17 protein-coding genes are annotated in these 18407 nt (G+C 43.1%); 13 read left to right on the forward strand and 4 right to left on the reverse strand.

What is annotated here, in order from left to right; all coding sequences use genetic code 11:
• Positions 1–610 precede the first annotated feature (610 nt).
• On the forward strand, positions 611–1039 hold the full coding sequence (locus ACKU40_RS11270) for a hypothetical protein (protein ID WP_320172899.1): 429 nt from the start codon (positions 611–613) through the stop codon (positions 1037–1039).
• A 56-nt stretch (positions 1040–1095) separates the two neighbouring features.
• Here the strand turns inward: ACKU40_RS11270 and ACKU40_RS11275 are convergent, their stop codons facing one another.
• Positions 1096–1704, reverse strand: a complete 609-nt coding sequence (locus tag ACKU40_RS11275; protein ID WP_320172900.1) for a recombinase family protein — start codon at positions 1702–1704, stop codon at positions 1096–1098.
• A gap of 967 nt (positions 1705–2671) precedes the next feature.
• On the opposite strand from ACKU40_RS11275, the gene ACKU40_RS11280 reads away from it, so the two are divergent.
• From ACKU40_RS11280 to ACKU40_RS11290, 3 genes are all read left to right on the forward strand, one after another.
• Positions 2672–3691 carry a tyrosine-type recombinase/integrase gene (locus tag ACKU40_RS11280; protein ID WP_320172901.1) on the forward strand — a complete coding sequence of 340 codons (1020 nt, stop codon included), beginning with the start codon at positions 2672–2674 and terminating at the stop codon, positions 3689–3691.
• A 73-nt stretch (positions 3692–3764) separates the two neighbouring features.
• On the forward strand, positions 3765–4034 hold the full coding sequence (locus tag ACKU40_RS11285) for a hypothetical protein (protein WP_320172902.1): 270 nt from the start codon (positions 3765–3767) through the stop codon (positions 4032–4034).
• A 216-nt stretch (positions 4035–4250) separates the two neighbouring features.
• A complete protein-coding gene (locus ACKU40_RS11290; protein WP_320172903.1) occupies positions 4251–6050 on the forward strand; it encodes a hypothetical protein in 1800 nt (599 codons plus the stop codon).
• A 316-nt stretch (positions 6051–6366) separates the two neighbouring features.
• On the opposite strand, the gene ACKU40_RS11295 is transcribed toward ACKU40_RS11290, so the two are convergent.
• Positions 6367–7035 (reverse strand): Crp/Fnr family transcriptional regulator, encoded by a 669-nt coding sequence (locus ACKU40_RS11295; RefSeq protein WP_320172904.1) that lies wholly within the window; start codon positions 7033–7035, stop codon positions 6367–6369.
• Positions 7036–7269: 234 nt separating this feature from the next.
• Here ACKU40_RS11295 and ACKU40_RS11300 point away from each other — a divergent pair, with 234 nt between their 5' ends.
• From ACKU40_RS11300 to ACKU40_RS11315, 4 genes are all read left to right on the forward strand, one after another.
• Positions 7270–7821 carry a NapC/NirT family cytochrome c gene (locus ACKU40_RS11300; protein WP_320172905.1) on the forward strand — a complete coding sequence of 184 codons (552 nt, stop codon included), beginning with the start codon at positions 7270–7272 and terminating at the stop codon, positions 7819–7821.
• A gap of 82 nt (positions 7822–7903) precedes the next feature.
• Entirely contained in the window at positions 7904–9256 is a 1353-nt protein-coding gene (locus ACKU40_RS11305; protein ID WP_320172906.1) for a multiheme c-type cytochrome, read from the forward strand.
• A gap of 34 nt (positions 9257–9290) precedes the next feature.
• Positions 9291–9698, forward strand: a complete 408-nt coding sequence (locus ACKU40_RS11310) for a VOC family protein (RefSeq protein ID WP_320172907.1) — start codon at positions 9291–9293, stop codon at positions 9696–9698.
• A gap of 460 nt (positions 9699–10158) precedes the next feature.
• Positions 10159–10269 carry a transposase gene (locus ACKU40_RS11315; RefSeq protein WP_320172908.1) on the forward strand — a complete coding sequence of 37 codons (111 nt, stop codon included), beginning with the start codon at positions 10159–10161 and terminating at the stop codon, positions 10267–10269.
• 283 nt (positions 10270–10552) lie between these two features.
• On the opposite strand, the gene ACKU40_RS11320 is transcribed toward ACKU40_RS11315, so the two are convergent.
• Together ACKU40_RS11320 and tnpA are read right to left on the reverse strand one after the other, a co-directional pair.
• Positions 10553–10717 (reverse strand): DUF4372 domain-containing protein, encoded by a 165-nt coding sequence (locus ACKU40_RS11320; RefSeq protein ID WP_407944285.1) that lies wholly within the window; start codon positions 10715–10717, stop codon positions 10553–10555.
• A 9-nt stretch (positions 10718–10726) separates the two neighbouring features.
• Positions 10727–11065: an IS66 family insertion sequence element accessory protein TnpA gene (tnpA, locus tag ACKU40_RS11325; protein WP_320172909.1), complete on the reverse strand. Its 339-nt coding sequence runs from the start codon at positions 11063–11065 to the stop codon at positions 10727–10729.
• 318 nt (positions 11066–11383) lie between these two features.
• Between tnpA and ACKU40_RS11330 the strand changes: the two genes are divergently transcribed.
• The 5 genes from ACKU40_RS11330 (at position 11384) to ACKU40_RS11350 (ending at position 18387) form a co-directional block, all read left to right on the forward strand.
• Positions 11384–12544, forward strand: a complete 1161-nt coding sequence (locus tag ACKU40_RS11330) for a glycosyltransferase family 4 protein (protein WP_320172910.1) — start codon at positions 11384–11386, stop codon at positions 12542–12544.
• A gap of 31 nt (positions 12545–12575) precedes the next feature.
• Complete coding sequence (locus tag ACKU40_RS11335) at positions 12576–13730, forward strand: glycosyltransferase (RefSeq protein WP_320172911.1); 1155 nt, start codon at positions 12576–12578, stop codon at positions 13728–13730.
• Positions 13731–13739: 9 nt separating this feature from the next.
• Positions 13740–15635, forward strand: a complete 1896-nt coding sequence (asnB, locus tag ACKU40_RS11340) for an asparagine synthase (glutamine-hydrolyzing) (RefSeq protein WP_320172912.1) — start codon at positions 13740–13742, stop codon at positions 15633–15635.
• Between the two features lie 390 nt (positions 15636–16025).
• Positions 16026–17113, forward strand: a protein-coding gene (locus tag ACKU40_RS11345) for an IS3 family transposase (protein ID WP_320172913.1) whose coding sequence is annotated in 2 segments (ribosomal slippage) — positions 16026–16278 and positions 16278–17113 — 1089 coding nt in all. Because the reading frame shifts where the segments join, the coding sequence is not laid out codon by codon here.
• A 488-nt stretch (positions 17114–17601) separates the two neighbouring features.
• The gene (locus ACKU40_RS11350; RefSeq protein ID WP_320172914.1) at positions 17602–18387 is read left to right on the forward strand and encodes a TylF/MycF/NovP-related O-methyltransferase; all 786 of its coding nucleotides are present in this window, start codon (positions 17602–17604) and stop codon (positions 18385–18387) included.
• Positions 18388–18407: the final 20 nt, after the last annotated feature.

Consider the following 18407-nt stretch of genomic DNA (forward strand, 5'->3'; position numbering starts at 1 on the left):
ACATCTCTGGTGGTCACATTTCCCACATTTTTTTAATGTCCATACTGTCGGTAAAAAATCGGAGGGCTACCCACCCTCCTTCTTCAATGCATATATATTATTGAAGGACAAACGCCGAGGTCCCTCAGAAAATGTCCATCATGGAAGATGAGACCGCCAGCTATAAATTCCTGCTGTGAATTTCGGAGTAGCAGAAATTGCAATTTCAATGGTGGCTGGCAGCCTCTCCCGATGCATACATATTTTTATTTGGTCACCGAGTCCTTCCTTGAAGATCAGTTATCGAAATCAGCTTACCTTCTTTCCATGTAAGGGAATAATTTTTCAGTTTTCACAACTGGTGTTCAGGTAAAACTGCTCTCCAACCTGCTTCTTACAGGGTCCTCGGCTGTATGATACTGAAATTCATAAAAATTCTATCGACAAAACACCCCATATCCTCGCAGTAAACATTTTTTCTAACCTTCCCATACCCAAAACATAAAACTCGCAGGATAACCCCAATTATGGGCGATTTCTTGCCTTTTTGCTGAAAAAACAGCTTAAAATTTTAACTTTCTACCTCAACATATAGAAATAAAAGAAGAAACGCCAATAAACGGAGGTAGGCATGGTTAAAAAGGATACATCTGGCACTGGCAAGGCAATGTTCGAAAGCAAGTACAATGCTGATGAACTTCGTAAAATGATCGTTGATGATAAGCTGAATGCAGATCAGATTCAGGAGAAGCTTGGTATAGCTTCAAAACAATCTCTGCGTCAGCACATCATGCGTCTTTGTAATGAGGATCGTAAGTTCTACGAAGTTCCGGGCCTGTATAAGCAGGGCAACAGGAAATTGCCCATGGTGAATTTCAAAGGTGAGGTGCGCCTGACCAAGAACATGCTCAAGGGAGAATTCAAGTATGAAGATCGATTCAATATTGAAATCGTTGACGGTAGCAAGATCATTCTCAAGAAGGTGGTATCGGAAAACAAGGAAAATACTGAAAATCCTGCGGGAGCAGTAAAGAAAGAAGACGCTGATGCAAAGAAGTAGTCTTCAAAGAAAACCGTGCTTACCAATGGGGTACGGTTTTTTTGCGAATGATAAGGTTATCGCGCAATTTGTCGAGTTTTCAAAAAATAATGAAGGGCAGGGCCTGACACCCCCATGACCTTGGCTACGGAGGCCTTTGAAATTCCTTTCTCCAACATCTCTGCTATTTCATTCTTTTTTTCATCCAATATTGAAGACTGAGAACTTTTCGGACGACCAAGCGTTTTGCCGTTAGCCTTTGCACGAGCCAGACCAGAACGAGTACGGTCACTGATAAGGTCTCTTTCGATTTCAGCGAGTACACCGAACATAGCAATCTGGATTTTGGCAGTCATATCGTTTTTGCCATCAAGGATCATGTTTTGCTTGATAGCAATGAACGTCACATTCCTTTCTATCAGTTCATCCACGATAGCCACAATCTGGGAAAGAGACCTACCGAGTCGAGAAAGCTCCGACACGATTAAGGTATCGCCAGATGCCAACATATCCATCAACTCATCGATGCGGCGGTCCCTCAAGGACTTCCGAGAAGATATTTCCAACTTGAACCAGTGGTCGATATTCATGTCGTTGCTGCTGGCATATCTAAGAATTTCCAGTTCCTGATTCTCGGTGTCCTGCTTGTGAGTGCTGACGCGCATATAGGCAACTACTTTGGTCATAATCTGCTCCGTTTTCTTCAGTGTAAAATAAAACCCCAAAACCAATTTAATTTTACGATAACAGTAAAAGAAAAGGCACGTTTTATTTTAAGATTTGCGCTTAAAAAGTGTAAAAGAAAACGAACGTTTTGTTGTCATTGGATTTGTATAATCAGCTTTTATATAGAGAAATTCCATATATGTGAGCCATATCAAAAGTGGACTCCAGAAGGGTTAGGGCTCAACAACATACCGGATGGGTTTCATTTTGCATTTGCAATAATGAATGGAGGGCTTCTGGTTGTCCGCACACTTTTGATTGGGTTCGTGCACAGCACACACAAAAGGTCCTACAAAAGTAGGTTAGTCCAGTGGTAATGGACTTCCCCCCGATCTTCGGGTCGGGGGGTGGAAAGTTTTTTTAGATTTCTTCTTGACTATCTCTAGACTATTTGCGTAGAAGATTAGACAATGGGAGATTTTATCCTTCCTTACAACTCACTCCCAGAGATTGGGAATCGGGAAACGATCATCGTAAGCCCAACCCTGTCAGAAGTCAGGGCAGTTAATCTTCAAGTCATCCCTGACGGATGACACCTATTACTGAAGCACACAGCTTCGACATTATTATTCACGATATTCACTGCGTCTTGAAGAGCAGGCAAACCCATACGGGGTGCCTCATTGGGAGGCTATTGCCCAATCATCTTTTTGGTTCAAGGAATACACATCAAAATGGAGAAACAGCAATTATGTAATCAAGTTGAAATTACTGGTCCTTTCTACAATCTCAAAAACGCCGCCGAATACTGCGGTTACTCACCGGACCATTTCAGACACCTTGCAACAGAACATCAGGTTCCTCGTTGTGGCCCTAATCGAAATAGATTTGCGGCCTCAACATTGAACACGTGGATGAGCACTCCCAACTGCTTTAAAATTAGGACTTTTACTAACAAAAGAAGCCTTAAAAAGTTGGAGGTGTAACATGAGTGTACATAGAAGACCTGAAACTGGATCATGGTTTGTCAAATACAGAGATGAATTCGGAAAACAGAGAACCCAAACCTTTGGCAAAACAACTCAAGACAAACGAAATGCGGAAGCATTCGACCTTGAGGTCAAGCTGAAGAAGAAAATCGGCGCAAACATCAATCCTCATCACGATGACATGTACCTTGATGAGCTGACTCAATTATACATTGATCAGAAGAAGTGTGAGGGCAAAGCAGGACGTTGGCTCAAAGACTTCGCCTTCATCATGAACGACCACATACTCCCTGAACTGGGAACTGTACCTGTGAACAGACTCACGCAGAAAAAAATTGTGAGATTCATGATGTCACGCTACGCCGACAACTCCCCTACTACTCGTAATCGCTACATGTCTTACTTGAAGATCATCTTCAACTTCGGAGTAGACCAAGGATACACCGAACAGAATCCATTACAAAAATGGAAGAAGGCTAAGGAAAAACCCAGACAATCCACGCTATCGGTAGATGAGCTCAAATTAATCATAAAACATGCCACACAGCATGTAGCGTGGGCTATCGAGATTGCTTTTAATCTTGGGGTCCGCACTGGAGAAAGTGAGCTACTCTCTTTGCAATGGAAATGGGTAGACTGGGAAAATAAACAAGTGCGAGTTTTCGCCACAAAAACAAACACATGGAGGACAATACCTGTAACCGATAGATTCCTTAGCAAACTAAGAAAATATCGGAAAAACGCGACCACACCGTACTTGGTCGAGTATAATGGTAGGCCGATCAAAAGCATACGCAAAGGATTTAGAAATGCATGCAAAAGAGCAGGCTTGCCCGACAGCATTATAACGTATGATATTAGACACTTACATGCAACCTCAGCACTTAATAACGGGGCAGATTTAGCATCTGTGTCAGCGATACTAGGCCATGCCTCAACGAAGATGACCGCTGACCAGTACTATCATGTCCAGAAAAATGAAAAAATACGTGCTGTAAACTTATTACCTCAACTGTAGAAAACACGATGTCGGGGACAGGGTCCTCGGCATCGCATTTAAACCAGAAATAATTAAAAAAGAGGAATTCAAAATGAAAAATATGTATGAAAATAACGAAATGCAAACTCAGAACTATCACCAGAATAGATACCTTGGCTCCCCTGCAAACCTTAAATACCACGTTGATCAATCCGGTGTTCAAGGTCATTGGGAAACTCAGGCCAATCGATACATCTACCATCTTTTAAACGGTGGCGAACTGTATTGGTATCCGAAAGATGGTTCAATTGACCTTCTAGGCGCACAGGAAGGTGACAAACAGGCTCTTGCAACCCAGCTCACCTGTTTTGCCACTCCTTAATCAAATAACTCGACAACCAAACCTTAACGCGCCAGTCCTTCTTCGGAGGGGCTGGCATTTTTTGTTGGTTTAATAATAAGCTAACAATGAATCGTACTTAACCCTAGAACATATAACTGTCCAAAGGTCGGTCCTACCAATTGACAAGAGAAGACACTTCATGGAATTAACCAACTAATAACAACTCCAATCACAGCCATAGAAGGTCGATATATAATGCCAACAATTGAGAACCTACGAATCACCTACACTTCTACTATATACAGGAAGAAAAGTCGTATCACGAAAAAATTTCTGACGAAGCTATTTACCACTGCATCTTCAGGAAGGGTTGGTCATCCGATCATTAACGAAAAACAAGTAATTAGAGGTACCGACGGAAATGAATACAAATGGTCTTGCTTACTCGTAAAATTTAAAACCCAGCCGACTTTTTTAGAGAATACGCCAATAAAAAATGAAATCCACGGCTACCTACTTCTCATTGAGCATGACGAATATGTATTCATTTTTAAAGACAAAATTAACGATATTTCAACCGTCATCAAAGGTTATCTTGAAAAAATAAATTATGAAGAACTATGCAGCCTTTTTCAACATGAAGAGGCAGCTTATGAAAGCATAACCCTAAATTCACTAAATACTTCACCAGTAGCTGTAAGATCCAAAAAGCTTGAAGCCATGAACCTTAAAAAAAGTATCTCCCGTTTAGGCACAAACAGACAAATACCTAAGAACCTAAAGAAAAGAACAGATGGCACCTGCGTGTCCATAACCCCAGTTTCATCAAGGATAAGTAGTTACACTAAAAAGGCCAGTGTTGATGAAATTGCTCAATGGACCATGTCCATTGTTTCGGACATCAAATTAGGGCACACATTGGACGATTTCTTACAAAATTTCGCAGAGCCAATATCATATGAACAAAAGAGAAACGAATTAAAACCGTTAGGTGTTTTTTTTGATCTCAATGAAATCGAAGAAGATTTGAAAAACTCTCCAAATGCTGAACTCTACTGGTTGTGCAAAGACGGAGAGAAAATAATCCCACTAAAAAATAGACAGCGTGAGCGGCTATTCACTACAGCCAAAAACACCTTTGTCGTCGAACAACATGGGGATGACTATACTGTAAAATTGGAAGATTTTAATATTTGCTCGCTAAATTTGAATAAAAAAACAATCACTGCGACAGGAGGAATATTAAAAAACATCATATACAAGGATGATTTCATAGAAGAAAAACTACACATATTGCTAAGAAAAAAAAGAGCTTTACATGTTTCATTCGATGACCACAAACTGCTGTATTGCAATGGCAACCTATTTCAAGACACTAAAATACTGAGAGACATAGAAGGACTTCTTAGTTCATTCATCACTGATGATTCTCTAGTAAACGTCAAATCTGAAAAAGGTTTTAAACACCTTACCGAACACTCTACCGAATTTCACAGTGAGTCCCTATTCTACTTCGTAGAGAACATATACTCCAAGGATGACTTCCTTATTTGCGATGACTTGGGAGATGAATGGGCTGACCACATAGGCTTCAAGCGTGGTGGCGGAAGTAATCCTGAGATATCATTTTACATATCGAAACATAAACATGGAACGTCATCAAGTGCATCACAACTACAAGATGTCATCGGGCAAGCTCAGAAAAATATAGGTCGCATTTTTATTGACACCGAAGAATTTAAGAAAAAAATAACACATAAATGGGCAGAACCATTCAATGCTAATAAGATAACAACCAAAATTAGTAGAATACGTAAAAATTCAGGCGATATAGTTCGCTCATTTGAAGAAATCAGTTCCTACCCCAATACCGTACGGCAAATGGTTATTGTAGCTGACTTCATATCAAAATCTAAACTCCAAAAAATACTTGTTGATTTAAAGACTGGGATCGAACGCCGCCCACACTATACTCAACTCTTTTGGATTTTGTCCTCTTTCATGGGAGTTTGCCAAGAAATGGGGGTCCGCCCATTGGTTGTTTGTGCCCCGTAAGACGAGACAAGAGCCGCGATAGTGAAATGACACCTACACCCAAAGTCTTTGACTCCCAAAATCACCAAACAGGTGAACCACAAATGTTCCCCGCCCGGTTCCCCAAACGAAAAAAGGACTTACAACTATTGTCGTAACTCCTTGAAATATCTGGTGGAGCTGAGGAGAATTGAACTCCTGGCCTCTTGAATGCCATGCGGGGTGCCCGTTCTCCAACGCTTGAAATACTTGGATTAATTTTAACCCTTGGGAACAGGTTTTTGGAATTTTCCGGGTTTTGCGGGGGTGGGTGGCTCATCTTTCGCTACACCCCTTCTTACCAATCCGCATACTCAGCTAACCGCTCAGGGGAAAATATTTCAAACTTATTCTTGGTTATCTTACCGATAATATTCTCTTTGCGAAGCTCAGCCAAAGCCCTAGAAATCGTCATCAGATGAATTCCTAGAAAACTACTGATATCCAAATGACTCAAATAAATCCCAGCATTGTTCTCATGTAACTGCAAAAGGAGCTCAGCCACCCGCGTAATCGGTTTGTTATTGGATAGGTTGGCAACAAAGTGGCTGAGATATATCCTCTTGAAAATTATATATTGCGAGAGGTTAATGCTTAATTCCGGATATGTCCGGACAAAATCCACATCCATAAAGAGATTTGGGGGGAAAACATACACTTGGGTGTCCGCAAGAAATTCGAATGAGACACGCCCTTTCAGTTTGATCATACTCCCGGCCTCATTGAACAGGGAATCCCGCCCCACAAAATACAAGATACGCCTTTCACCGCCACGTAAATAGACACTGTAGCTGATACACCCTTCCTTCATCAGATACATTCCATCATCGGCCTGATCAACTACCTGCCCTTTGGAAAACGACTGCAAGCTTGCCAAATGAGTTACCTCTGACCAGCAGGAGTTCATCCCCTCTATCAGGAAATTTTCCTTTGAACTTTCTGAAAAATTATAACGGTCTTCTCTCATCCCCCCTCCACAACATTTATTGCGCTACGCGCTTCCCGCTCCCTCCAATACATAAAATATAATTCCTCTTTCAAAAAACAACAAATGTTATTTTTTATCCCCGGTACTCAGCTTAATATTGATTCTGAATGAATTTAGAGGACGTTCAACACGCATGGCGACAAGCCCCGTGTTCACAGGTGAACCTTAGTATAAGCTTCGGTTCTTCAGACCGATAAAGCATCAGGGTGCAAAATGACACAGACCAACTCACCGAAAAATAAAAATCGAATTCTGGTTTTAGGGATTCTAACCGGGTTTGTTCTAGCAACAGGCGCAATGCTCGCTTCAGGGTACATGATTGCAGCGACGAACAAAGATACTTTCTGTGTAAGTTGCCATGCCATGAAACCTTTTCGCAGTGCCTGGAAAAACTCCAAACACGGCATGCGTAATGCTAAAGGACTGGCCGCACAGTGTACGGATTGCCACCTGCCCCATGACGGTTTGATCAACTATGTCACTACCAAGGCATACACCGGCGCGCGGGACATCATTAACAACCTGATCATCGACCCATACGAATATGATTGGGTGAGGCGTGCCGAGGCCAGAAGGGAATTTACTTATGATTCCTCCTGTCGGGCTTGTCATCAAAACCTCACCCCGCAAGGCATGCGTACGGCAGGCATTCTCGCTCACAGAGAATATCTGCTGGGCGATCTGGATAAACGTTGCGTGGATTGCCACAAGCACGTTGGCCACAAAAACCTCAAAACAGAAGTCCGTAATTACTTTGGAGGATAACAATGGAAGCAGATGTGCCCGGCAGAATACGTCAAGGCCGCTCTGACATTGGATTCACCCACCCATTAAAGGAGGAGGTAGGATGAAAACTTTAAGGATAACCCTATTAATACTGAGCACCTTCAGTTTTATTATGATCGGAACGGCTCATGCTGAGCAAACACAGACCGATGGCCTTAAACTTCAACACAAAGCGCTCGTCGTGAACAGGGGATACACGGAAGAAGCAAAAAACTGCATTGAATGCCACTCTCAAAAAACTCCCGGAATTGTCGAGAACTGGAAGAACGGCAAAATGGGACATGCCTCCATTTCCTGCTATGATTGTCATGTGGTGGAAAAGGACTCACCCATGGCCTCCCAGTGCGAAGGATTGCGTGGTACGGATATTTATACATCCCCCATGGTCTCATCGTCCACCTGTGGTCGCTGCCATCCCCGTGAAGTGGAACAGTTTCTAAAATCATCACATGCAGAACTATCCAATAAAATCATTAATGATACCCCCTGGACCAAACGTCTCATATATTACGAAGAAGGAGCGCAGTCATTGGGGGTGAAGCCGGGGTCAGCAACTAATATCGTCCCCCGCAATTCATGTCAGGCATGTCATGGAGCAAATGTAGAACTGGGTCCAGACAACAAGCCTATCAACATGACCTGGCCGGGAGGTCACAGCACCCGCTACCCGGATGGTTCGCTTGGCAACTGCGGGACCTGTCATACCCGCCACGAATTTTCTGTAGCAGAGGCCCGTAAACCTGAAGCATGTGGAAGCTGTCATCTGGGACCGGATCATCCTCAGATCGAAATATACGAGGCCTCCAAGCACGGACAGCTCTTCAGCGTACACGGCGAAGAATGGAACTTTGAGGCAGCCCCGGAAACCTGGGAACCCGGCGATTACGATGCTCCCACATGCGCGGTCTGTCATATGAGCGGAATCGGTGAACTTTCCACCACCCATAACATAAATGAACGTCTTACTTGGAATCTCTGGGCTCCACGCACAGAAAAACGCACAGGTGAACGTGGAGACGGACTAAAGGGCGACAAGGAGATGAGAAAGGCTTGCAAAGGTTGTCACAGCTCTCTTCATTCAAACGTAGCTTTTGAAATTCGGGACGAAACAATCAATCTTTACAATGTATATTGGGATAAAACTGCCGAAATGAATAAAGAACTTGCTGAGAAAAATCTCTTAGGGAAAGACCCTCTTAGTGATGGATTCCTGCAGCTTAAGCAGTATCTGTACATGTATGCCGGCAGACGGGCCCGACAAGGTGCGGCTATGGCTGGAGCAGACATGGCTCAACTGCAGGGGCTCTACACCATAGTGAAGGTATTTAAAGACCTTGAGGCAATATACAATTACCGGATCAAGAATAACAAAATAGAAGAATTATCAACCGTAATGAATGGCGGTGATATCTAAATATTAGATGTAAACCATCAAAGGAGAATTAAATATGTTTAAAAGAATTGATCATGTAGAAATAGTGCCGACAGATGCAGAAAGAACTATTAACTTCTATGTCGATATCATCGGATTTAAGATTCAGAGTCGAAATGAAATAAATATGCCGCCAATGAAAGAAGTTATCTATCTTAAATTGGGCGATACGGTCATCGAAATCATGTCGATAGACAACCCGGAGCCAAAGTCGGAAGCTCCGTGGAAAGTCGGCTACCGAGCACTGGCCTTAGAGGTTGAGGATATGTCCAAGGCCGTCGCCTATATGGAAAGCAAAAAGATTCCTATCACATGGGGGCCCGCTGATCTGGGTGAAGTCTTACGCGCTGAGATTCAAGATCCTGATGGCCTAATCATTGAACTCCGTCAGTGGAAGAAACAAAGCACCCAGTCTTTGACATAGACTTACTTTAGTACGCCAGCCCCTCTCTAAAGGGGCTGGCTGTTATTATTTTAAACACCACCCAAAATCACCAACACGGTGAACCACAAATGTTCCCCGCCCGGTTACCCAAACGAAAAAAGGACCTACAATTTTCACTGTAAGTCCTTGAAATATCTGGTGGAGCTGAAGAGAATTGAACTCTTGGCCTCTTGAATGCCATTGACGGAGACAGTCGTCCAACCATTTAAATAATTGAATTAATTCAATCTATTGAAAACTTGTTTTGGTGATTTTCCAGGATTTGCGGCTGTGGGTGGTTCCCCTTATTGAAGACCAGATTGTTTCCTTTTCAACAAAAAACAAGCAATCTATCCTTTCAGTGGAGCAAGAGAATTCTTAGCGGGTCCATCTCCCTGTGAAGTACCCTATAGATGACGGATAGTCTCTGAGAAGTTAAGGTCAGCTCATGGAGACAGTCATGAGTAACCGAAAGTATTCAGAAGAATTTAAGAAGTCTGCCGTTAAGCTGGTCACCGAACTTGGATATTCATACAACGAAGCTGCGGAGCAGCTTGGATGCAGTTCATGATCATCCGGCAATGGGCTAAAAAATATAGCAAAATTAAAAAGGCGCGTACTCGCAGCCGAAGGGATGAAATCTCAAACAAAGCGTAAGCATCGCTATCCAAAAACGCACCGAGATGAACATTTTGCACCGTTTGTACATCTCACCGAGCAACGTCTCGAAGAAATCAGCAGGACGTTTGTTGTTAGCATCAGAGAAGGTTGAACGTGATATCTTATTGACCCCGAGGTGGTAGAATTGCTAATAAATTGCATCAAAATTACGGATTCCGTCACGCATGGAAGGCCTACGGCCAAATAACAAACTGAGCCCAGCGGGTAAAAACACGAGCCTTTCTTGCACTCGGATGCTCCCGCTCCACGGCTTCAAAAACATGTCTAGGTATCAGCTGTAGCAGTTGGGAAAGAATTGTGTCACTATAAGTACGTCCAAACTCTCCTTTGTTTTTCATTATTTAACCTCAAATTACATAACATTTTTTGAGGAGTTTTTGGACGTTTTTATTCCAGCTTAACCGGACACGATTGATACGTAATCTGTGCCATGCATGAATAATGATTAGCTGCGAATTCTGTTTTGGGGAGGTATTTCGCTCGATGGGAACAGCAACCACTGTATGGGATTTTTCGCCGGGAACCTGCTTGCGTTCAAACTTCCGCTTCCAGCAACCAAGCACCCGCTCAGAAATATTAGCCTGTTTGCTGAATTCAGCTTGGCTCAGGACGCTTTCGCGCCAGTTGTTCACCAGTTTCTGCCAATACTTTTCATTATTCGACCTGCTTCCAATATTTTCTGACATAAACACTCCTTTGGGCTTGATGAATGAGTATGCAAAATTTCAAAAAATATAAATAGATAGGACCGCCAAGACACTTACGGTGCGGTCCCTAATCCTGCGGCAATCTTAATGCCCGGAGTGGGCTAGGAAAGTTGGCCCTGTGTGCTTAAGAAGAGGTAGTCTTTCTGTCAAATTGATATCTTTTGCGCATAAGAAAATTCTAAGAACTTGATTTGTTGGCATGTATTTTGTATTTCTTTTTGTGTGGTTTGTAGCAGGGAAATAATGCACCTTTAGTCACAAGTGCACAATATGGAAAACTCCACTTGGGAGAAAGCTATGCGTTTGAAAGGTATCACGATGATTATCCGCTCATTGATGGGGGGCGGTGCCGAACGTGTCATGAGTACAATGGCCAATTATTGGGTCGCCATGGGAATTTCTGTTACTATTATTACCTCTGTTTCACCCGAAACGGATGCATATCCTGTTGATCCTAGGGTTAGGCGGGTCTGGCTTAAACCAAACCTATCATTGGCTCAACTACTTGGATTTCCTTGGCGTATCAGTTCATTACGGAAGGCTATTGTTGAAGAAGGCAATGATCTGGTTGTCAGTTTTATGGACAGGACAAATATTCCGGTTATTGTTGCAACCCGCTCGATAGGGGTTAAGGTTGTTATTGCCGAACGGATAGATCCCCACACCCAAAATTACGGCCTGTTGAAGAAGGCATTGATGCGAATGTGTTATCCCTGTGCTGATGCTGTCACTGTTTTGACAAGCAACGTCAAAAAAGAATGGGCTGACAAGTTTCTTGCTTCTCATAAAGTTCATGTCATTCATAATCCGGTTCTGCCGCTGGATATCGGCGGAGATGAAAAACCGGAGTGGCTTCCCGACAAGTTCATTTGTTGTATGGGGCGACTTCATCCCCAGAAAGGCTTTGACCTGTTGTTGAAAGTTATGCCTGAGGTTTTTACGCGCTGGCCCGAATATTCACTTGTTATTCTGGGAGAAGGGGAAAACAGGAAAGATCTTGAGTTACAGGCTGAAATACTTGGAATTGCCGATAAAGTTTTTATGCCTGGATTTATTAAAAATCCCCATTCCATAATCCAGCATGCTTCTTTGTTCGTTTTCCCTTCACGTTTCGAAGGTTTTCCAAATGCGCTGGTCGAATCCATGGCCATAGGACTTCCCGTAGTCAGCTTTGATTGTCCATCCGGTCCGGGATTCATGATTGAACCCGGAAAAAACGGCCAACTGGTTCCCCTTGAAGATACCGAAGCTCTGCTCAAAAATATTCTGTTTATGCTTGATAATCCTGACAAAGCTGCACAGATGGGAGCTGAAGCAAAAAAGATTTGTAAAAAATGTAACCCTGACTTTGTAATGGGAATGTGGACAAATTTACTTGAGGCAGTCCTCGAAGGGAAACAGAATTTTGTCCAGGATAAATCCCCATTTATTAAAGCCTGTCAGGATTTTTCCAAGTAAACTCCCATTCAATTCTCTACAGGGAAGATTCTTGAAGAAAAACTTTATTGACTCAGCTCTGAATACTGTTGTTCTTGTTCTACCTGTTCTTTGTTTTGGCGGGGCTGAGCGATGCATGGTGAACATGGCTAACTGGTGGGCTGCGAGAGGGGTAAAAGTTTATCTAATTACCTTCCATAAAGATGTTCAGGACTATGAACTGGATAGTCGTATAATCTGGCTGGGGCTGGATGATTATGAAGAAGCCGTTCCTGCCGAAACCGTTTGGACAGAAGAAAATTATAATATAGCTTGTCTGAGAAAGGCGATTGAGTTTTGTCTGGCTTCCTCCGTTGCACGCCCTTTGCCAGTCATAAGTTTTCTGACCCGGATGAACTTGCGCACAATTTTGGCAACCAAAGATCTCCCTTGCCGTACCGTTGTTTCAGAAAGATCCTACCCTCCTTCAAATCCTTTTCCTGAGAGAGAAGAGAAATTAAGGTGTCAGGTTTATCCTCAAGCCCACAAGGTCGTCCTTCAGACTGAAACAGGTCGTGATTTTTGGGGACGCAATATACTTACAGAAGAAAAAATGTCTGTTATCCCTAATCCTGTTTCAGAAAGCTATTGTTCCGAGACCTTCGTTGAAAATAATTTTGTTCACGGATCAAATCTACTTCCCGATTCCCGTTTTCTTGTTACTGCCGGACGTCTGGAATGCGAAAAACGCATAGACCATTTTATAAGGCTTTTTAGCGTGTTAGTCTTGGATTTCCCGGAAATAAATGCTTTAGTTCTTGGCGAAGGTAGTTTAAGGGAGGAACTGGAGGCATTGGTTTGTGCTGAAGGGCTTGAGGATCGAGTGCACATGCCCGGGGCTTTGGAAGATTTGAAAGGGATCTTTGAACAGGCAGAACTATTTGTTCTCACATCAAAATTCGAAGGATTTCCCAATGTCCTGCTGGAGAGTATGGCTTCGGGCTGTCCGGTTCTTAGTTATGACTGTCTCACAGGTCCCCGGGAAATTATACGGGACGGAGTTGACGGCATTCTGATTCCACCCGGAGACGAACATGCTTTACAGCAATCTGCCAAAAAAATTCTTGGGAACGATGCTTTGCGCTTCTCCATGGCACGGGAGGCGAAAAGCGTTTGTGAGCGTTTCCATCCCGATAAGATAATGTTGAATTGGGAAAAGTTTTTTTAAGAGGATTACATGTGCGGTATCTGTGGAATAATTGATTACTCGGGTGGGAGCAGTGTCGATGATTTGGTGGCTGTTAAACGTATGACTGCTGCGCTCTACCACCGGGGGCCGAATAATCAGAATATTTGGGGCCAAGGTCCTGCCTCTTTAGGGCATTCCAGACTTTCCATTCTTGATCTTTCCTCTGCTGCAAACCAGCCCATGAGAAGTTATGACGGCAGGTATGTAATCGTTTTTAATGGCGAAATATATAATTTTAGAAAGTTGCGTTCCTCACTGGAAGCTACAGGTTATTCCTTTCACACAGATTCAGACACTGAAGTGCTTTTGCAGATGTATGTTGCATTCGGCCCGAAATGTGTAAACATGCTTTCAGGAATGTTCGCCTTTGCTGTGTGGGATAGTGGGGCGCAGACTTTGTTTGCGGCGCGTGACCGTTTTGGGCAGAAACCATTATTTTTTTCTCATGAAGGTGAACGCTTGAGTTTTTCTTCCGAACTCAATTCGCTATTTGAAGATAGAACTCTGACAAGAGAACCTGACCTGAATGCTGTTTATCATTATTTGACAGTGCAATCTGTTCCGGCTCCATTATGCGCATTCAAAGGGATCAATAAGCTGGGGCCGGGGGAATGCTTTTTTTTGGAAAGCGGGAGCATGAAAAAATGGAGATACTGGACTCCTGTATTTAGCAATAGATTTTCCGGAAGTGATCTAGAAGCCGCGGAAGAGCTGGATCTACTGCTGCAGAATGCAGTTAGTACTCATCTAGAAAGTGAGGTCCCGCTGGGACTTTTTCTTTCCGGCGGAGTGGACAGTTCTCTAATTACCGCCATTGCCTGCCGAAACCATGGAGATATGCGCAGTTTTTCCATGGGATTTGATGACCAGGAATATGATGAGCGGCCATTCGCCGATGAAATTGCACGTATTTATGAAACGAAACATCACTCTGAAGTTGTATCTCCTAAAATCAAATATTTATTACCCGCTATAGTGCGACAATACGGTGAACCCTATGCCGACTCATCTGCTGTTCCGACCTGGATGCTTGCTGATATTACAGCAAAGCATGTTACAGTTGTTCTTTCTGGTGATGGAGGGGATGATCTTTTCGGAGGTTATGAAAGATTTTTAAACCCCTTTATTTATGGGGATGTAGTTAAAGATAATCCTCATCTGCTCGCTTTTATGGATGAATTAAAACATAATTTGCGTAATAGATGTACCGATGAAGTTCTGAAGGCGTGGGACATTGATGCAGGGACAGCCAAATATTATTATCATTGGGCAAGGGTCTGTGGTGAGGCTAAGAAACGGATCTGTTCTCAAGAACTGATTGCTGCTGCAACCCCACCACTTTCTTTGTGTTTAATGCTAAAACATTTTTCCACGAACATTAGCAATGCCCCTTTGGACCGTATACAACTTTTTGAGTTGGATTATTATTTAGCAAGCACCTTAATGCCGAAAATAGACATAGCTTCTATGGCATCATCGCTGGAGGTGCGTTCTCCGTTTCTAGACAATGATGTTGCTGATTTTGCGCTTTCCCTGCCAACAAGGTTCAGGATTCGCCGCACAAAAGTGGATAACTGTGGGAGTTTTAGTGTCGGTTTTGAACCGAAGTGGCTTGTAAAAGAATTGGCTAGAAAATATCTGCCATCAAATTTAGTCTATCGACGCAAAAAAGGTTTTGGAGCCCCTATTGCAAAGTGGTTGAGGCAGGATCTGTTGGAGTTACTCGCAGATAGTCTCTTGTCAAAATCTGCCAGAGAACGGGCATGGGTAAATACCTCTATTGTGGAAAAAATGATAAATGATCATTCTTCCGGTAAAGGGCGGCATGGTAATGTTTTGTGGGGGCTGCTTATGTTAGAGTTGTGGGCACAAGAATTTTTGTAAGTCTGGATTTTTTCGAACTGCTAATTGATGAGTGAAGAATAAACCTCACAGTCGGTTAATGTGTCTGGGAATTGTATGAATATTCTAGCTAGTCAGCCCTAAAAAACATACACCATCTTGAAATAAATTAACAAATCCCTCCACGCAATGTACTTTTTTCGCCCAGTAAATATTGTTTTTATTTAGAAAACCGGTCGAAATGATGTAGTATAAGTTTGGGCGCAAGGCATCTGTGGTAGTGACAAAAACTACGGGTATCATTGTCGGCGCGATGAGCTTCGATACGAACATTTATGACGTACACAATTTGCCGAAGGTACGGTAATCCCCCCGAAAATTAATTGTTCTGAAAAGTAGGATTTTCTCGTAAAGAAAACCGGGGAAATTCAGATGAAAAAGTCCCGTTACAGCGACAGTCGGATTTTGAGTATTTTGAAGCAGGCCGAAAACGGTCTTCCCGTTGCCGAATTTTGCCGTGAACACGGAATGAGCAGAGCCACGTTCTACAAGTGGCGTTCCAAGTACGGCGGTATGAACGCATCCTTGATGGCCCGAATGAAAGAGCTGGAGCGCGAGAATCGTCAGCTAACGAAAATGTATGCCGAAGAACGATTGAAAGCTGAGATCGTCAAGGAAGCTCTCGAAAAAAAGTGGTAAAGCCGTCTTGTCGGCGCAAGATGGCAAAGGCATCTGTAAAGGAAGAAAAAGTCAATATCCGTCAGGCGTGCGAAGCCTTTCACATCAGCCAAACTTGCTACAGGTATGAACCCAAACTATCCGCTGAGAATGAACTTATTGCTGACTGGCTGATCCGGTTGACGCACAATCAACGCAACTGGGGCTTTGGATTGTGCTTCCTGTATCTGCGCAACGTGCAGGGCTTTTCATGCAATAATAAGCGTGTGTATCGAATTTACCGAGAGCTTGAGCTTAACATGTGCATTAAGCCTAAGAAACGGCTCGTGCGAGAAAAGCCGGAGTCATTATCGCAGCCCGAAGCTGCTAATCAAATTTGGTCCATGGATTTTATGCATGACCAATTGGAAGATGGGCGCAGTTTTGGTTTGTTGAACGTGATCGATGATTATAATCGTGAAGGCTTGAGCATTGAAGTAGATCTGTCATTGCCTGCGGATCGTGTTGTTCGAACGTTGAATCAGATTATCGAATGGCGCGGTAAGCCCAATGCAATAAGGTGCAATAACGGTCCTGAGTATATCAGCAACAGACTGCTATCGTGGGCAGAAAAAGAAAATATACGACTTGAATATATCCAACCGGGAAAACCGCAACAGAATGCGTATGTTGAACGCTTCAATCGGACCGTGCGGTACGACTGGTTGAGCCACTACATGTTTGAAAGCATCCAAGAAGTGCAAGGCTACGCAACCAAATGGCTCTGGACATACAATAATGAACGCCCCAATATGGGCATTGGCGGCATCACCCCGATGCAAAAACTGAGAATGGCTGCATAGCCTCTACTTTTCAGCCCCCCTATAAATGGGGGGACTACCGTACTAACACAGTATTGGAGCATCACTGAAACCTGTCCATCAGTAGCAATCTGTGACCGTGGCAACAGAGGTTTAAAGCAAGTCGGAGATGTACAAATCCTGACTTCCAAGCCTCCCAAGAAAAACGACTCACAGTATCAGCGACAGAAGGCCCGACACCATTTTCCTCGCCGTGCCGCCATCAAGCCGATCATAGGCCATCTCAAACACGACCGTAGAATGGCCCGGTGCGACCTCAAAGGCGTGGATGCGGCAGTTGGAAGAGTTTTTTGCTCTCTTTGATCCTGCCACACTTTTCGATCGTCAACTCAAGGCTGTGACTTGCTGCAAATTTTGAATAGCTGTTGAAACAGCTTTTTCAGGACTGACTAGCTATAGGATTGACGTTTCTTGCTGCAGTGTTTAAAAATAACTAATTTATATTAAAATTTAGAAAAATTGGGGGATTTATGTTTGAAAAGCTATATAAGGTAGTACAGGAAGAATTCGAAAAATTACCTGCGGATATTCCGCAGCATTATTTGCCATATCCTCCAAAGTCACTACAAGATAAATTTCGATGGCTGTTGGCTTGCGGTAAGATTTTTTGTCCTGAATATCGTTTTAAATCTCCACATGTTGATTGGTGGAATGATGAGGAATTTTGCAATTATTTAAGTGCAATGGGTGAAGACTGGCTGATGAATTCAGATAGACGGTGGAACATGTTGCAGTTTATGAAGTTTGCTCATGCTGTCCCTGGAGATACTGCGGAATGCGGCGCATACAGAGGTTCCTCGTCCTACCTGATCTGTAAAGAAAATAAAGAAGCTGGAAGTAATCGTCATCACCATATATTTGATTCATTTGAGGGATTGTCGGAACCCAACGAATTTGATGGGGGACATTGGGAAAAAAATGCGCTTCAAGCTTCTGAAGTGGAGTTGATGGAGAATCTCCAGGAATTCGTTGAAAATATATCTGTTTACAAAGGTTGGATTCCAGATCATTTTCATAAAGTTGAGGATTTGAAATTTTCATTTGTACATATTGACGTAGATCTTTATGCCCCCACCCTGCAAAGCATACGTTTCTTTTATCCAAGATTGAATCCTGGCGGAGTACTTGTGTGCGATGATTACGGTGTTGGAACTTGTCCAGGATGCACAAAAGCAATTAATGAATTTATGGCGGACAAGCCCGAAAGTGTAATTTCTCTTTCTACAGGAGCTTGTGTGCTAATTAAAGATACTTAGCAAAGAGACATTTTTGTATA

Origin of the sequence: Maridesulfovibrio sp., assembly GCF_963666665.1 — a bacterium.
In the GTDB taxonomy this organism is placed as follows: Bacteria; Desulfobacterota; Desulfovibrionia; order Desulfovibrionales; family Desulfovibrionaceae; genus Maridesulfovibrio.

What these genes read in the sequence shown, in the direction of transcription:
- ACKU40_RS11270 (WP_320172899.1), top strand. Translation starts at nt 611, where the DNA reads ATGGTTAAAAAGGATACATCTGGCACTGGCAAGGCAATGTTCGAAAGC.
- ACKU40_RS11275 (WP_320172900.1), bottom strand. Translation starts at nt 1,704, where the DNA reads ATGACCAAAGTAGTTGCCTATATGCGCGTCAGCACTCACAAGCAGGAC.
- ACKU40_RS11280 (WP_320172901.1), top strand. Translation starts at nt 2,672, where the DNA reads ATGAGTGTACATAGAAGACCTGAAACTGGATCATGGTTTGTCAAATAC.
- ACKU40_RS11285 (WP_320172902.1), top strand. Translation starts at nt 3,765, where the DNA reads ATGAAAAATATGTATGAAAATAACGAAATGCAAACTCAGAACTATCAC.
- ACKU40_RS11290 (WP_320172903.1), top strand. Translation starts at nt 4,251, where the DNA reads ATGCCAACAATTGAGAACCTACGAATCACCTACACTTCTACTATATAC.
- ACKU40_RS11295 (WP_320172904.1), bottom strand. Translation starts at nt 7,035, where the DNA reads ATGAGAGAAGACCGTTATAATTTTTCAGAAAGTTCAAAGGAAAATTTC.
- ACKU40_RS11300 (WP_320172905.1), top strand. Translation starts at nt 7,270, where the DNA reads ATGACACAGACCAACTCACCGAAAAATAAAAATCGAATTCTGGTTTTA.
- ACKU40_RS11305 (WP_320172906.1), top strand. Translation starts at nt 7,904, where the DNA reads ATGAAAACTTTAAGGATAACCCTATTAATACTGAGCACCTTCAGTTTT.
- ACKU40_RS11310 (WP_320172907.1), top strand. Translation starts at nt 9,291, where the DNA reads ATGTTTAAAAGAATTGATCATGTAGAAATAGTGCCGACAGATGCAGAA.
- ACKU40_RS11315 (WP_320172908.1), top strand. Translation starts at nt 10,159, where the DNA reads ATGAGTAACCGAAAGTATTCAGAAGAATTTAAGAAGTCTGCCGTTAAG.
- ACKU40_RS11320 (WP_407944285.1), bottom strand. Translation starts at nt 10,717, where the DNA reads ATGAAAAACAAAGGAGAGTTTGGACGTACTTATAGTGACACAATTCTT.
- tnpA (WP_320172909.1), bottom strand. Translation starts at nt 11,065, where the DNA reads ATGTCAGAAAATATTGGAAGCAGGTCGAATAATGAAAAGTATTGGCAG.
- ACKU40_RS11330 (WP_320172910.1), top strand. Translation starts at nt 11,384, where the DNA reads ATGCGTTTGAAAGGTATCACGATGATTATCCGCTCATTGATGGGGGGC.
- asnB (WP_320172912.1), top strand. Translation starts at nt 13,740, where the DNA reads ATGTGCGGTATCTGTGGAATAATTGATTACTCGGGTGGGAGCAGTGTC.
- ACKU40_RS11350 (WP_320172914.1), top strand. Translation starts at nt 17,602, where the DNA reads ATGTTTGAAAAGCTATATAAGGTAGTACAGGAAGAATTCGAAAAATTA.